The organism is Pedobacter sp. GR22-6, from assembly GCF_037402555.1.
Taxonomy (GTDB): domain Bacteria; phylum Bacteroidota; class Bacteroidia; order Sphingobacteriales; family Sphingobacteriaceae; genus Pedobacter.
Genome location: NZ_JBBEUC010000003.1, coordinates 152143 through 167401, shown reverse-complemented (window position 1 = coordinate 167401; position 15259 = coordinate 152143). Strand labels below are relative to the sequence as shown.

The 15259-nt window shown below is 45.4% G+C and carries 13 protein-coding genes; 9 read left to right on the top strand and 4 right to left on the bottom strand.

All coding sequences use genetic code 11. The features are described 5' to 3' along the window. Positions 1-95: 95 nt before the first annotated feature. From dcd to WAE59_RS14485, 4 genes are all read left to right on the top strand, one after another. Entirely contained in the window at positions 96-632 is a 537-nt protein-coding gene (dcd, locus tag WAE59_RS14500; RefSeq protein ID WP_337856697.1) for a dCTP deaminase, read from the top strand. A 77-nt stretch (positions 633-709) separates the two neighbouring features. Further along, entirely contained in the window at positions 710-3394 is a 2685-nt protein-coding gene (locus WAE59_RS14495; RefSeq protein ID WP_337856696.1) for a carboxypeptidase-like regulatory domain-containing protein, read from the top strand. A gap of 10 nt (positions 3395-3404) precedes the next feature. After that, the gene (locus tag WAE59_RS14490; RefSeq protein WP_337856695.1) at positions 3405-4166 is read left to right on the top strand and encodes an enoyl-CoA hydratase/isomerase family protein; all 762 of its coding nucleotides are present in this window, start codon (positions 3405-3407) and stop codon (positions 4164-4166) included. Positions 4167-4168: 2 nt separating this feature from the next. Continuing rightward, on the top strand, positions 4169-5044 hold the full coding sequence (locus WAE59_RS14485) for an SDR family oxidoreductase (RefSeq protein ID WP_337856694.1): 876 nt from the start codon (positions 4169-4171) through the stop codon (positions 5042-5044). Positions 5045-5048: 4 nt separating this feature from the next. Here WAE59_RS14485 and WAE59_RS14480 read toward each other — a convergent pair whose 3' ends face one another. After that, positions 5049-6098, bottom strand: coding sequence for a 3-oxoacyl-ACP synthase III family protein (locus tag WAE59_RS14480; RefSeq protein ID WP_337856693.1), 1050 nt, complete (start codon positions 6096-6098; stop codon positions 5049-5051). 77 nt (positions 6099-6175) lie between these two features. Between WAE59_RS14480 and WAE59_RS14475 the strand changes: the two genes are divergently transcribed. After that, positions 6176-6457: an ATP-dependent Clp protease adaptor ClpS gene (locus WAE59_RS14475; protein WP_133575372.1), complete on the top strand. Its 282-nt coding sequence runs from the start codon at positions 6176-6178 to the stop codon at positions 6455-6457. Here WAE59_RS14475 and WAE59_RS14470 read toward each other — a convergent pair. After that, on the bottom strand, positions 6454-7059 hold the full coding sequence (locus WAE59_RS14470; protein ID WP_337856692.1) for a thioredoxin family protein: 606 nt from the start codon (positions 7057-7059) through the stop codon (positions 6454-6456). The genes WAE59_RS14475 and WAE59_RS14470 overlap by 4 nt on opposite strands. Positions 7060-7156: 97 nt before the next feature. On the opposite strand from WAE59_RS14470, the gene WAE59_RS14465 reads away from it, so the two are divergent. Genes WAE59_RS14465 through WAE59_RS14450 form a run of 4 tightly spaced genes read left to right on the top strand, consistent with a single transcriptional unit; the run spans position 7157 to position 13437 of the window. Then, positions 7157-9652 (top strand): TonB-dependent receptor domain-containing protein, encoded by a 2496-nt coding sequence (locus WAE59_RS14465; protein ID WP_337856691.1) that lies wholly within the window; start codon positions 7157-7159, stop codon positions 9650-9652. A 14-nt stretch (positions 9653-9666) separates the two neighbouring features. Next, complete coding sequence (locus WAE59_RS14460) at positions 9667-12060, top strand: outer membrane beta-barrel protein (protein WP_337856690.1); 2394 nt, start codon at positions 9667-9669, stop codon at positions 12058-12060. 35 nt (positions 12061-12095) lie between these two features. Further along, positions 12096-12650 carry an NUDIX hydrolase gene (locus WAE59_RS14455; RefSeq protein WP_337856689.1) on the top strand — a complete coding sequence of 185 codons (555 nt, stop codon included), beginning with the start codon at positions 12096-12098 and terminating at the stop codon, positions 12648-12650. Between the two features lie 40 nt (positions 12651-12690). Then, entirely contained in the window at positions 12691-13437 is a 747-nt protein-coding gene (locus WAE59_RS14450; RefSeq protein WP_337856688.1) for a lysophospholipid acyltransferase family protein, read from the top strand. On the opposite strand, the gene WAE59_RS14445 is transcribed toward WAE59_RS14450, so the two are convergent. Together WAE59_RS14445 and WAE59_RS14440 are read right to left on the bottom strand one after the other, a co-directional pair. Then, positions 13434-14183, bottom strand: a complete 750-nt coding sequence (locus WAE59_RS14445) for a LytR/AlgR family response regulator transcription factor (protein ID WP_337856687.1) — start codon at positions 14181-14183, stop codon at positions 13434-13436. The two genes, WAE59_RS14450 and WAE59_RS14445, sit on opposite strands and share 4 nt — an antisense overlap. After that, a complete protein-coding gene (locus WAE59_RS14440; protein WP_337856686.1) occupies positions 14180-15208 on the bottom strand; it encodes a sensor histidine kinase in 1029 nt (342 codons plus the stop codon). The genes WAE59_RS14445 and WAE59_RS14440 overlap by 4 nt, the downstream gene beginning before the upstream one ends. Between the last annotated feature and the right edge of the window lie 51 nt (positions 15209-15259).

The following is a 15259-nucleotide window of genomic DNA, read 5'->3' as shown; positions in this document are numbered from 1 at the left end:
AAATACCGGATCGCCGCAAATTTATTGCTCAAGCTCCACAATCAATGCGATTTGCAGGCTTCAGGGTATCCAAACCATATATACATTACCGAAAAATGATACTGTCAGACAAGAGAATCCTGGAAGAAATAGAGAAAGGAACCATCATCATAGAGCCTTTTAAACCGGAATGCCTGGGCACCAACTCCTACGATGTGCACTTAGGCAAATACCTCGCGACCTATAAAGACAGGATTCTGGATGCCAAAGCACACAACCAAATCGATCATTTTGAAATCCCTAAAGATGGTTATGTACTGCATCCCGGAACGCTATATCTCGGTGTCACATTGGAATATACAGAAACACATGCCCATATCCCTTTTCTGGAAGGAAAATCGAGCACCGGGCGGCTCGGTATAGACATTCATGCGACTGCAGGCAAAGGCGATGTCGGTTTTTGTAATACCTGGACCCTGGAAATCTCCTGTGCACAACCTGTACGCATATACGCCGGTATGCCCATCGGTCAGCTGATCTACTTCACCGTAGAGGGCGACATACAAACGATGTACAATACGAAGAACAATGCCAAGTACAACAACAAGACCACCAAGCCGGTGGAAAGCATGATGTGGAAGAATAAATTCTAAAGCTGTGTAACTAAGTTTTTAGATTCATCTGCCTCATTTTTTGTATATTGAGGCATTATTTTGTAATGCTCCTACCTATGAAACTTAGACTGGCACTGCCCCTCTTTCTGCTGACCGGACTCTTCATCACCCTTGCTTATAAGGTTGACGATGACCCTTTTACAGCACTGCTAAAAAAAATGGAAGCATACAATGAAAAGTATGCCCAGGAAAAGGTATACCTGCACCTTGACAAACCTTATTACGCCATAGGCGACGACATCTGGTTTAAAGCCTATGTGATCAATACACAGACTGCAAAACCTTCAGAAATCAGCGGCTCGCTCTATGTAGAGCTCATCAATGAAAAAGACTCCCTCAAGAAACAGATCAAACTGCCCCTGGTATCCGGACTCACCTGGGGGGACTTCAAGCTGCCCGATTCGCTGAGCGAAGGAAACTACCGGATCAGGGCTTACACACAATGGATGCGAAACGCCGGTACTGAGTTTTTCTTTGATAAAACCATCAAGATAGGAAATTCCTGGGCCAATGAGGTCTTTACCAGTACGACCTATAACTTCGTTAAGGAAAACAATTTAGAAAAAGTAGCCGCAAAGATCCGGTTCAGCAATAAAAAAGGCGAACCTTATGCCTCAAAGGATGTCAGTTACGATATCCAATTGAGCTTCCGGAGCCTGGCCAAAGGAAAAGCAACGACCAATGAGCAAGGTGAAGTAAATATTAGTTTCCTGAACTCACAGCCGAACCTGTATAAGTCGGGGAAAATCGTAACCACAATCAACCTGCCGGAAAATAAAAAAGTAACTAAAAATATTCCGGTAACCGCCACTTCAAATGCAGTAGATGTGCAGTTCTTTCCAGAAAGCGGCAACTTCATAGAAGCCCTGCCCAACAAGATTGCAGTAAAGGCACTGAATGCCGCGGGACTGGGCCAGGATGTCTCAGGAACGATTATAGACAATGATGGAACAGAGGTCAATAAGTTCAGCACCCTGCACCTTGGCATGGGAAATTTCATCATCAATCCGCAGTCGGGAAAAACCTATACGGCAAAGGTTAAATTTGCAGACGGTTCTGAAAGCAGCATTCCCCTGCCAAAGGCTCAGCCCAACGGTTATATCCTGACGGTAAATCATACCGGGGAGAACCTCTCCGTAAAGGTGCTGATGTCTGAAAAACTGGTCGGCGCGGGAACCCTGAAACTGGTAGCACAACACAATGGAAATGTATATTTCGTAGCCAAAGCAACTTCATCCAAGCAGATCTTTACGACCAGTATCCCCAAAAAAGACCTTCCCTCAGGAATCGTCCAGCTGACCTTGTTCTCCGCAACAGATGTGCCGATCTGCGAACGCCTCGCCTTTGTCAAAAACCCTTCAGAACATATGGAACTGCTCATTTCCTCAGCTAAGCAAAGCTACGCACGCCAGGAAAAAGTAGAACTCAACCTTCAGGCCAAAGCTGCAGACAAACCCGTTAACGGGAGCTTCTCCGTGTCGGTAACCAATATGTCGGCCGTAAAGCCGGATGAAGAAAATGAAAGCAACATCTTCAGCAGCCTGCTCCTCACCTCAGACCTGGTGGGTTATGTTGAAAAACCCAATTATTATTTCCTGAAGGATGATCCGGATACACAGCGGGCACTGGACAACCTTCTGCTGACTCAGGGCTGGAGAAGGTTCATCTGGAAAAATGTCATTGCCGGACTGGCGCCCATCATCCGATATCAAGCGGAAAAAGGCTTGAAGATCAGTGGGACCATTACCACTTATGGCGGAAAACCGGTGGCCAACAGTAAGGTTTCCGTATTTTCTTCCTCCGGGGGCTTTTTTGCCATAGATACCCTGACGGATGAAAAAGGGCATTTTAACTTTGAACCAATGAGTTTCAACGACAGCACGAAGTTCATTGTGCAAGCCAGGAATGCCAAAAACAAAGCAAGTGTGGAGATCAAACTGGATGTTTTCGATGGCCAGATCATCACCAAAAACAAGAATAACGGCGATATTGAGATCAATGTGAATGAAGCTTTATCTGCTTATCTTCAAAAAAGCAATAATTATTTCGATGAGCTGACCAGGAGAGGGATGCTGGAAAAGACCTTTACCCTGAAGGAAGTGAAGATCGTAGAAAAAAAGAATCCAGCGCCAAATTCAGCAAACTTAAACGGCGCCGGCCGGGCCGATGCCGTAATCACGGCCGAACAACTGCAAACTTGTCCTACGCTTTCCATGTGCCTGCAGGGCAGGGTAGCCGGATTGATCATTAAAAACGGTGTGCCTTATCTGTTACGAAATGGCGATACGCCAATGAGAATTGTATTGGATGGCATGACCATGGAGGGCGATATGCTGGATAACATTAACCCTATGGACGTAGAAAGTATAGAGGTCCTGAAATCGATAGGAAATACGGCCATCTATGGCATGAACGGCGGAGGTGGCGTGTTGGTCATCACCACAAAAAGAGGTGGTGGAATGTCAGGTGCCTCCAGGTTTGTACCCGGGATCACCACTTATTCCCCAAAAGGTTATTATATGCCTCGCCAGTTTTATTCTCCAAAATACGAGAGTCCCAGCAATGTAACAGATGCCAGAACAACCATTTTCTGGGCTCCGCACATCGTAACTAACGAAGCAGGCGCAGGTCAGTTTAGTTTCTACAATTCAAACGAAACAGGCAGCTACCGTGTTGTAGTGGAAGGCATAGATATGCTGGGCAATCTGGGCAGATCGACCTATACCTATGAAGTAAAATAAACATCAGGAAATGAATACCATCAAAGTCAGCATAAAAGATCATTTAGCAATCATCACACTGGACAGGGGCAGATCCAATGCCCTCAACGCCCCGATGATCACGGAACTCAACGACATGTTGAAGAATATCGCTTCAGATCAAAACATCGCCGGGGTCCTCATCACCGGGAAAGAAAATTTCTTTTCCGCAGGCCTGGACCTGATTGAGCTGTATAATTATAATGAAACTGAAGTTGCGGACTTCTGGAACCTGTTCCTGGATTTCGTAGCGACACTTACCGCATTCAAGAAACCCATGATCGCTGCGGTCAACGGTCACAGTCCGGCAGGGGGCTGCGTCATTGCACTCGCCTGTGATTACCGGATCATGGCCGAAGGACAATATATTATCGGTTTAAATGAAGTACCTGTAGGCATTACGGTACCAAACAGTATTTTTAACCTCTACGCCTTCTGGATCGGTCAGGCCCATGCACACCGGAGCCTCCTCGAGGGTAAATTGTTCAGTCCGGAAGAAGCACTACAGATCGGCCTGGTAGATGAAGTGGTAAACCCTGCCGGGATCCTTACCGCCGCGGAACGCAAGGCCAGAAAGTACATGGCCATGGAGCGGAATACCTGGGAACAGAGCAAGCTCAGCATCCGGAAAGACCTGATTGCAAGTACCAATGCCGACCAGAGTGAGATGCTGGAAGTAATGCTCAAACAATGGTGGTCGCCGGCCACACGCAGCATCCTCAAAACAATCATCGATAACCTTCAAAAGAAATAAGCATGTTCAATCAACCAATGCTCAGAGACGATGCCTTAAAGGGAAAAACATTTGTAATCACAGGCGGGGGTACCGGCCTGGGGAAAGCCATGGGGATGTATTTCTTACAATTGGGTGCAAACCTGGTGATCACCAGCAGGAAAGCAGAAGTATTGCAAAAAACTGCCGAGGAAATGGAAAAGGCGACTGGAGGAAAAGTACTTGCTGTGGCCTGTGATGTGCGGGAATATGAACAGGTAGAACACGTATTGGCTGAAAGCATCGCAACCTTTGGAAAGGTAGATGGCCTGCTGAACAATGCGGCCGGCAATTTTATATCTCCTACTGAAAGGTTATCTGCCAATGCTTTTTCCACCATTATAGACATTGTACTGAAAGGTTCGGTCAACTGTACGCTCGCTTTCGGTAAGCATTGGATCAAAGAAAAGCAACCGGCTAGTATTCTTAATATTGTCACTACCTATGCCTTTACCGGATCTGCCTATGTGGTACCTTCTGCCTGCGCTAAAGGCGGAGTACTGGCCATGACCAGATCCCTTGCAGTAGAATGGGGGAAATATGGGATCCGCACGAACGCAATTGCCCCGGGGCCTTTCCCTACCAAGGGTGCATGGGAAAGATTGCTTCCCGGTGATCTGGCAGAGAAATTCGATTTCAAAAACCGTGTGCCCTTAAAGCGTGTGGGCGACCATCAGGAGCTGGCCAATCTCGCCGCCTTCCTCATCAGTGATTTTGCGGGCTATATCAATGGCGAAGTGATCAGCATCGATGGAGGTGAATGGTTGCAGGGGGCAGGACAGTTTAACGGCCTGGAAGCGATCCCGAACGAAATGTGGGATGCCTTCGAACAGATGACCCGTTCTGCCAAAGGCAGCTAGAAACCTACCAGCGGATCAATGCGCTGGCCCAGGTAAAACCGGAACCAAATGCGGCAAGACAAACGAGGTCGCCTTCTTTAATTTTTCCTGCTTCCCAGGCTTCGCACAGTGCAATGGGAACAGAAGCAGCGGTGGTATTTCCATACTTCTGGATGTTGTTGAATACTTTATCGTCCGGTAGCCCCAACAATTGCTGCACATACTGACTGATCCTTAGATTCGCCTGATGGGGTACGAGCAGATCGATATCTGAAGCCTTCATGCCATTTGCCTGCAGGGCTTCTTTAATAACCTCAGGAAATTTGACTACTGCCTTCTTAAAAACTGCCGGCCCATCCATATAGGGCAGCGCTGCGCCACTTTCCAGTTGCTCGCTGGTCATAAAAAGTCCGCCAAGTTCCTGCTCAGGGTATCCCGGCTTATCTTTCAGCCATTTGTTTGCATTGGAACCTGGGTAAAACATGGCTAAAATCTCCGCATCTGCGCCGTCGCTGTGCAGGTGTGTACTCAAGATCCCCTGGTTTTCCTGCTGCGTGGGCTGTAAAATTACCGCTCCCGCTCCATCTCCGAAGATGACGGATACGTTACGGCTCCGGGTTTCAAAATCCATGGCAAAGGAATGTTTCTCACTCCCAACGACCAGGATGTTTTTGTACATACCCGTCTTGATGAACTGATCGGCAACAGATAACGCATATACAAAACCAGAACACTGGTTCCTGATGTCCAGTGCACCGATTTCCCTCATTTTCATTTCACGTTGCAGCAGCACGCCGCAGCCAGGAAAATAGTAATCCGGACTCAGGGTCGCAAATATGATGAAATCTACATCCTGTGCAGTGATTCCAGCCCGCTCGATGGCAATTTTAGCTGCCTCAATCCCCATGGTAGTAGTCGTCTCTTCCAGCCTGTCTGCAAAGCGGCGTTCTTTTATGCCGGTACGCTCCTGTATCCATTCGTCATTGGTATCCATAAAACGGGAGAGGTCGGTATTTGTATACACATTTTTAGGCACATAGTAACCTATACCTGCTATTTTTGAACGCTGCATCATATTTGGAGTTTATACAAATTTTAGGCAAAAATAACTTTAGCTGCAACATTATTTTGAAATAAGCTTATTTTTGTACTATGTCTACAGAAACAAAAGAAGAAACGTTTACATTAGAAGAAATACTGACCTCGTTAAAAACCGTTCATCGACTGATACTTTGGAATGATGATGTAAACACTTTTGACCATGTGATCCACTGCATGATGAAATACCTGGACTATTCTGAAAACCAGGCAGAGAAAATTGCCTGGGAAGTACACAATAAAGGTAAATGCGCTGTGCTTGAAGGTTCTTTTACTGAAATGGAAGTCTACCGAAAAATCCTTCAGCAAGAAGGACTTACGGTATCTGTAGACTAAGCCTCGCTCAATTCTGAAAATAAACGACTAAGCTCATCCTGGGTACTCCTGGTTTTATCCTTCGCGTACCAACTGTGTAATTTCTCGGCAATAGCCATCATATCTGTATTTTCCTTCTTCCATTCGACAAGCAATTGCTGTAAGACCTGTGGTCTGGGCCCCCACTGAGCGCGTACTTCACCTTGTTCGTCCAAAACAAGCAGCACCGGGATCGCACGTCCGCCATTGGTCAGGTGCGCATCGATTAAAGGCAGGTTCTTATCCCTCAGAACCAGTTTCAGACTCAGTTTTCCATCCGAAACCTGTACGAGTTTGTCGAAAACCGGAACAATTTGCGCGGCATCCCCGCACCAGCCTTCTGAAATTACGAGTAAGCGGTAGCCGGAGCCGATCTTTCCGATGGCAGATTGCAGTGCTTCATCAATCTGAACAGTTTTATCTACCCTGTTCATCCTTTGCACATTCATCTTTGTATAATGAAGCATCGCTTCCGAATCATCTGGCCCTGTAGTTTGTCCTGCCAATAAAAGCTCATCAATTAGTTGTCGATAAGCCACATAAGTCATCCCTTCGTTATTGTAAATGGAATTATAGTCAATCATAACCTGCTGTAATAAAATAGTTACTCCCGCTTTTTTAAACTTCCCGGCCGTTTCTTTGTCCTTCCTAACATATATGATGAAAAAAGAAAGATCCGAGATGAAGAATTATCTGTGCAAAGTACTGTTTTTAGCCCTTGCCTTTTGTAGTGTAACTGTAAAATTGAATGCCCAAAGCCCAGCTGAGGGTAAAATTACCGGAAAAGTAGTTGACGCCTCCAATAACGAAACCGTCCCTTTTGCTTCCGCAATGGTCATCAACAGAAAAACCAAAGCTGTGGTGAAAGGCGCACAAACAGATGCGGATGGCAATCTGCTGATCGCCGGCATCCCGAATGGCGTGTATACTTTTAAAGTCAGCTATGTAGGCTACCAGACCATGGTCAGAGATTCTGTATCCATTTCTGACGCCGCCCCTTCCATTAACCTGGGAACGATAAAAATGAAAGCATCCAAAGGTACGGTGCTTAATGAGGTAGCCATTACTGCCCAAAAAAGCACCATGCAAATGGGCATAGATAAAAAGGTATTTTCTGTAGACCAGAGTCTGGTCAGCGAAGGAGGATCTGCTTCAGATCTTTTACAAAATGTACCTTCTGTACAAACGGATATCGACGGAAATGTAAGCCTGAGAGGCTCTAGTGGCGTGAGGGTACTGATAGATGGCAAACCGTCTTTGATCGCTGGCGGAAATGTAGCCCAAATCCTTCAGTCGCTGCCAGCCAGCTCTATCGAAAGTGTAGAGCTGATCACCAACCCTTCTGCTAAATATGACGCGGAAGGTCAGTCTGGAATCATCAATATCGTATTGAAAAAGAATAAAAAATTAGGTTTCAACGGCTCGGTAGCACTCACTGCCGGGAACAGGGATAACTACAATGCGAGCACCAACTTGAGTTTCCAAAATAAGAAGATCAATATCTATGGTAACTATAGTTATCGATATGGCAATCGTATAGGCGGTGGTTTTAGCAATATTACCTATCTCGACGGCCTTAAGAATGTATCCGGATATGCCGATCAGATCACCGATTCCAGGTCAAAGGAAAATGGACACAACCTCAAGGCCGGAATTGATTACTACGTATCTGATCAAAGTGTGCTCAGCTTCACCGCCGGCTTCAATACCCGCGATAATGCGCAAAAAGAATTGTTAAATATCGACAGGCTTGGACAAAACAGAAATCCCCTGATGTTGAGTAACAGAAACAACAACAACGATGGAACAGGCGGCAGTTATGATCTGGCATTAGATTTCAGCCATAAATTCAAAAAACCTAAAGAGGAGATTACCTTCAATTTCAGTTTCTCTGAAGGAGACAACGACAACCTGCAACTTTACAATACCAATACCTACAACATCGATGGCATCCCGGTAAATACCCTCCCTGATATTCAAAACAACAACAGATCGGGCATCAACCGGAACTACAACTTCCAGACCGACTATACCCTCCCCGTGGGGAAAATGGGAAAAATTGAAGCTGGCTACAGAAGCCAGATCAGATTTGCAGAAAGCAGCACGTATGCAGATGCCTTTAACAACCTTACAGGAAATTTTGATATGGATTATGCATTGAGCAATGAGTTCAATAACAAGGACCAGGTGCATGCCATCTACCTGAACTACCAAAATCAAATCGCCAATTTCGGCTATCAGATCGGTCTGCGGGGCGAAGATGCTACCCTGGATACACGTATGGGTATGTATACTTCTTCGGGACTACAGTATACACCAGGAAAGGTAGCTTATACCAGGATATACCCCAGCGTATTTCTCAGTCAAAAATTTAATGGTGAGCAACAGATCCAACTCAATTACAGCAGAAGGGTAAATCGGCCGAGGGGTTGGGATACCAATCCATTCCTGGATGTTTCCGATCCACTCAACTATCGTCAGGGAAATCCCAACCTGCAGCCGGAAGACGTACACGCATTTGAATTGGGCTACAGTAAATACTGGAAAAAAGTGACCCTGACTTCGAGTGTATATATGCGCAGAACCAATGATGTGATACAGCGTGTAAGGACTACTCCGGAAGAATATATAGACCTTGGAATCACATTGACTACTCCCCTGAATCTTGCCAGAAGTGTCAATACCGGATTTGAATTGATCAGTAAGGTGGATGTGTCTAAGGCCTGGAATTTTACGGGAAATGTAAACCTCTACCAGGTTGATGTTAAAGGACAACCGGAACTTGGTGTAGTGGAAAACTCAGGTTTCAGCTGGAATGCAAACCTGACCAATAACATCGTGTTGCCTTACAACATCACTTTACAGATCAAAGGCGACTACCGTGCCAGGGAAATAATGGCCCAGGGCAGGAGAAACGCAATGTATGCAGCAGATGCTGGTGCGAAATATGACTTTAAAGACAAAAAATCTTCCTTAAGCCTCAACGTCAGGGACATTTTCAATACGCGGCGCTGGTCTATGACTACCACAGACGGGAATACGATTGTCGATTTCAGCCGCAGGATGCAAGGCACCATGGCCAACCTGACCTATTCTTACCGCTTCGGTAAAAACGATTTTAGCTTCAAAAAGAAAAGACCAGATCAGGAGATGCGCTCCGACGAAGAATCATTTTAAAATAACCCATCTCTATGAAACGCTTGATCATCTCCTTATCCATCACATTGCTTTCGATACATAGCTATGCGGCGGATAAGGGTGTGATCTCAGGCAAAGTAGTGGAACAGGCCGGAGCACTTCCCATACCTTCTGCGGTTGTGGCGGTCTACCCCAGCGGATCGCAGCAGGCATTGGTGACCATGCCAACCGAAGAAGATGGCTCTTTTAAAATCAGTATGCTAAAATATGGCAGCTACTCCCTGAAGATCAGCTACGTCGGCTTTAGTCCGCTCGTCGTTAACGACATTGTCCTTACCGAGAAAAACTATGAGAAAGGCCTGGGGACTTTAAAACTCATTGCAGACCAGAACAACCTTAATGAAGTAACCATAGCCGCAGAAAAACCCCTGATCCAGTATGCGGCAGATATGATGACCTATAATGTAGAATCTTCCATCTTATCGGAAGGAAGCACGGCCGCAGATATCCTCAAAAACGTACCCATGGTAGAAGTCGACCTGGACGGCAATGCCTCCATTTCCGGAAAGCGCAATACCAGGATCTTTATCGATGGAAAACCTTCTGATTACATGACCTCCAATATTGCAGACCTGCTCAGTGTATTGCCCTCCGATGCGATCGAGAAAATAGAAGTCATGACCAACCCTCCCGCAAAATATTCAGGAGATGGAGAAGGCATCATCAACATCGTGATGAAAAAGAATTTCAAGATCGGCTTGGGCGGCAATGCCGGAATCTCTTCCAGTCTGACGGGCAATACCAACCTCAACACCAATGCTTCCTATAAAAGCAAATCCTATTCGATCAATGGAGGTGCCGCTTACAGGTACAATCTCAGGAAAAACACCAATACCAATTACCGGGAAAATTTCTTTGCCGATACCACCTTCTACTACAATAACCTGAACGACAGCAGGGAAGGTAGCGACGGTGGTAACTACCGTGTAAACCTGGACTGGGACATTAGTAAAAAGCAAAATCTGCATGTCTCCAGCAATTTCAACAACAACGTGAATAAAAGCAATTCCGGGGCTTACAATCATTATCTGGATGAAGACCGGATAGAAAGCAGCCTGAGGAACCAGAGTACCACAGGAAGAAGGACAGGACATACTTTTGTTTTTGATGTTGACTACGAAATCAAGACCGATACGACAGGGGGTAAACTGTCCGCAGGCTTCACTTACAATGACAATGACAACACGAACGGGAGGCTTCAGAATACCACTTACCTGCCCGCAAACCGCAGTGCACGCTTACAGGACAACCAAAATGCCATTACTAATGACGGACTGAACCTTAAACTCGATTATGAGCGACCCGTTTTTAAAAAGCGGGACCACATCGAACTGGGCGCGAGCTATAATTTCAGGAACAACAACAACGATCAGCTCATCCAGAATTTCGATTTCAATACCGGGCAATATGTAGTCAATGAAAACCTGAGCAACCAGTTCCTGTATAAAGAGGATATCCTGGCGGGATACGCCAGCTACAATTTCAGGGGCAAGAACTGGGGCCTAAAAGGGGGGCTGCGTGCCGAACTGACCCAGGTTGAATTTGAGCTTTCTTCAGGTGAAAACTACGACATCAATCCCTATCTCAGTTTATTCCCCAGCTTTTCTGTGAACAGAAATTTCAGAAAACGCTATAATATTGGTGCCTCCTACAGTGTGAGGGTAAACCGGCCAAGGGAAAATTCGCTCAACCCCCAGATCAATAACAATGATCCATTAAATATCAATTTCGGCAATCCGGACCTGCTGCCTGAACTGACCCACCAGATGGACATCAGCTTCAATGCCTATGGCAAGCGTTGGTCCATCATGCCTAAAATTGCCTATTCCAAGCGAAGGGCGGTGATAGAAAGGTACCGTTCCGTAGACCAAACCGGTGTATCCGAAACTACCTTCGACAATGTAGGTGCCAATACCCAATATAGCTTATTTGTGAATGGGACCTACCGCCCCCATAAAACCATTTCTACAAATGCCAACCTGAGCTTTAGTCAGGCCAGCTACCGCTCCGATAAAAACAGCGGGCTCAACAGGAAGGGTAAAAACATTGGCGGAAGAATAGGGCTTACGATGGAACTTCCTTTCAAAACTGCATTTGAAGGAAACCTGAATTACTACAACAACATTTCTGCACAGGGAAGAAACAAAGGCTCTATAACTACCTGGATGGGCGCAAGGAAGGTCTTCCTGAAAAACAAACTCAACGCGAGGATCAGCATCAGCGACCCCTTTGGGAGGAGCAACAATTATGCAAGCAATGAAGGTATCAATTTCCGCTCAGAGAATTATTTTACCAGCAATACCAGCAACGTAACCCTCAGCTTAAATTACCGCTTCACCCGAATCAGCAAGAGCAAACCTATCTCCCCTCCGCCAACAAAACCTTAATACCCGGAAAAAATAGAAATTTGTATATTGCCCTTATGGAAGACATCAATCCCTGGACCACAATAGAAAGTCACAAGATCTACGAAAATAATTGGATAGGCCTTACCGAACACCAGGTACTCAATCCTTCAGGAGGCAGAGGAATCTATGGTGAAGTGCATTTTAAGAATTACGCCATCGGGATATTACCCCTTGACGACGAGCTCAATACCTGGTTGGTCGGGCAATACCGTTACCCCATAAAGGCTTACAGTTGGGAAATCCCTGAAGGTGGCGGGCCATTGGCAGATGAACCATTGGAGAGTGCCCAACGCGAACTCATGGAGGAAACCGGATTAAGGGCTACCGACTGGACGGAAATTCAGCGCATGCACCTTTCCAATTCCGTGAGCAATGAACTTGCCATTATCTATCTCGCAAGAGGACTCAGCGAAGGAATTTCAGAACCCGAGGAAACAGAACAGCTCATCGTAAGGAAACTTCCTTTTGAAGAAGCTTATCAAATGGTCATTGATGGTACCATCACAGACAGCATGAGTGTTGCGGCCATCCTCAAAACCAAAATCATCCTGCTTCAGGAACTTTTATGAGCAAAATAGCTTAATTTTACAGCGGCTTTTCAGAACAGTTATGCACAAATTTTTAGGCTATATCCTTAGCCCCATATTCTACTTTTTCTTTTTCCTGACGCTTGTAATCTTTCAGCCGATCCAATGGATCTGCTATAAGTTCTTTGGCTACAAAGCGCATAAGGTATCTGTAGACCTCCTCAACTTCTTCCTCTCCTACTGTGACCTCTTTTTGCTTTCTTCAATCAGCTTCAATAACGATCAGCATTTGCCCATTGATCGGCCCATCATCTTTGTGGCCAATCACCAGAGCATGTATGACATTCCTGCACTGATCTGGTTCTTACGCAAACATCACGTGAAGTTCATCTCCAAAATAGAGCTGACCAAAGGCATCCCCTCTATTTCGTTTAACCTGAAATATGGCGGAGGTGCCAATATCGACAGAAAAGACAGCAAACAAGCCATCTCTGAAATCATCAAACTCGGTCGCCGGATGAAAGAAAACACCTGGTCTACGATGATCTTTCCTGAAGGTACGCGGTCAAAGGACGGTAAGTTAAAAACCTTCCATGTGGGAGGAATCGCGACCTTGCTCAAAGTAGTTCCCGATGCACTGATCGTCCCCATTGCGATAGACAATTCCTGGAAATTGGTACAATATGGATCCTATCCGCTCAGTGCAGCGGAAAAACTGAGCTGGACGGTATTGAAACCCATAGAACCGAAAGGCAAAAACCCGGAGGATGTTGTTGCAGAAGCAGAACATGCCATCAGGGCTAGATTGAATCAGCCTGTTACAGCTTAAATATTTTTGTTGTCAATGTGCTTAAAGAATTCATCCCGGTAGGTATCCCCTATCGGAATCACTTTGCCACAGATAGAAATCCGGCTTCTTTCAATACTTTCGATCTTGTCCAGGGAGATGATATAGGATTTATGAACCCTGATAAATTGCCCCTGAGGTAAAGTCTCTTCCATTTTCTTCATGTTCTGAAGTGTAATCACGCGTTCTGCCTTGGTGTAAATGGAAATGTAATCTTTCAGCCCTTCAATATACAAGATGTCATCCAGCTCAATTTTCTGGATCTTATGTTCTGTTTTTACGAAAATAAAATCCTGAATCGGATTAGCTGTTGCTGAAAAAGGTGCAGAAACCGGAATGGGTTGTGCAGCAGGCTGTGGCTCAGCCGGCTTGGTCTGGTTGTGCACTTTTTCTACTGCCTTATAAAAACGGTCGAAGGCAATGGGCTTCAGCAGGTAATCCGAAACATTGAGGTCGTAGCTCTCCAGGGCATATTGTGAGTAAGCCGTCGTGAGGATATAATTGGCTTTAGCGTTCGCAATCTTCAGGAACTGGATGCCGGTAAGTTCGGGCATCTGGATGTCCAGAAAGACAATATCTATTCCCCCGGCCTGCACCAGTTGCAATGCTTCTATTGCATTTTCCGTACGCTTCACCAACTCCAGAAAAGGAACTTTGGAAACATAGTCTTCGATGATATCCAGGGCTAGCGGCTCATCATCAACCGCAATACATTTTAACTTTATCATATATCAAGCATTAACTCACTGGTGTAATGGGTTGCCGAATTTACAATATTTAATTTATACCTGTCGGGATAAAGTAATTGTAACCTGCGTTCGACATTGTTCAGGCCCACTCCGCCCATTTCGTCTTTATTGTATTGGTTCTTTTTATTCGTAATGCTAAAATGCAGGATTTTTTGATTCGCGATGATGTTGATCTTGATCGGATTTTCAGGATCATTCGCTATTCCATGCTTAAAAGCATTCTCTACAAATGAAATCAGGATCAGCGGTACGATCCTTTGGTTATCGATCTCACCCTGAACAGTAAACTCTACCGCCGCGCCGTCCTTAAAGCGAAGCTTTTGCAGCTCTATGAAACTTTGTACGTAGTCAATCTCCTTGTTTAGAGAAACCCAGCTGTCGTTACTTTCATAGATCATGTACCGCATGATCTCCGAAAGCTTTAAAACCGCATCAGCGGTCTTGTCCGACTTCTGATAAGCCAGTGAATAGATGTTGTTCAGTGAGTTGAACAAAAAATGGGGATTCAACTGAGATTTGAGGAACTGCAATTCCATTTCCCTTTTTTCGCTGACCAGGTCTTTTTGCACTTTCTCGTTGCCCACCCAGTCGATCGCAAATTTCAACAAGGCAGAGACCACGATGAAAAAGCCGGAGGTGAAAACGGACTGAAGGGCAAAACTTCCCAGCTCTTCATATAAAGGCACCTGAGAGGAGCCTATATGATGGGCCAGAATGATGTCGCTGTTTACCGCAGCCAAAAAGGTTTTAATGATGGCCATGATCACGATCACCAGGACGATGGAAAGGATATACAGTCCGTACTTCTTTTTATCCTGAACCAGCAGCGGGATCAGCAAGGTATAGTTGATGTAAAAGATCGACAGGTTTATTACCGCAAAATATCCGTACTTGATGCTGAGGTCGTAAGCAGAGAGGTCATGGCTAAACAATCCTACTATCGGAACAATCGCTGTCAGCATCCAAAAGATGAGGTGAACGATAAAGGATCTTTTGTTCTTCATTTATGCTTTTTAATTATAGTCCAAAATAACGGTTTATAAAGTTTTTGAGGC